General features: G+C 60.1%; 1 pseudogene. It reads left to right on the forward strand.

The annotated features are described in order from the left end of the window. Positions 1-85: 85 nt before the first annotated feature. Positions 86-689 (forward strand): annotated as a pseudogene (locus CFR80_RS18635) (transposase). The last annotated feature ends 10 nt before the right edge of the window (positions 690-699 follow it).

Below are 699 nucleotides of genomic sequence, written 5' to 3' on the forward strand. Positions count from 1 at the left end.
ATACCAAAGGACGTAGCCACTGACTCGTGTATGGAGTGACGAACGGCGCCGGCCCTGATTCTCTTGATGCAGGAGGATCTGGCTGATGACGAGGGCGGTGAAGCTATGGGATGACTATTCAGCCTCTGATCTGAGGCGACTTGCGGCGCGCAGCCGGAATGCGAACGCTGCGCGCTGGCTTCTGGCCCAGGCAGCGTTCCGTAACGGGTCCATCCGGACCGCGATGCAGCCCGCGTAGGCGGCATGGACCGCCAGACATTGTGTGACTGGGTTCACCGCTTCAATACTGACGGACCCGATGGTCTGCGGGCGGCAAGGCTGCCGACTTGGCGCTACTGTTCATCGGTACCGCCAGCATACAATTGCATATCCAGGAAATCTCAAGCCGCGTCGCGCGCGGCGCCCACGCCATCGTGCTGCTTGATCGCGCAGGATGGCATACTACCGACAAGCTGAAGCTGCCCCGCGATGTCAGCCTGATCTTCCTGCCGTCTCGCGCCCCCGACCTGAACCCGGTGGAAAATATCTGGCAGTTCCTGCGCGCCAACTGGCTGTCCAACACCGTCTTCGACAGCGTCGATCACATCATCGACGCTGCCTGCTCAGCCTGGAACAGTCTTACGGCCCTGCCGGAAACCATCCGATCCATCAGACTCAGAAAATGGGCCCACACGAATCAGTACCTATAACCGTTGGTAT

It is taken from the genome of Komagataeibacter oboediens, from assembly GCF_003207815.1.
Taxonomy (GTDB): domain Bacteria; phylum Pseudomonadota; class Alphaproteobacteria; order Acetobacterales; family Acetobacteraceae; genus Komagataeibacter; species Komagataeibacter oboediens.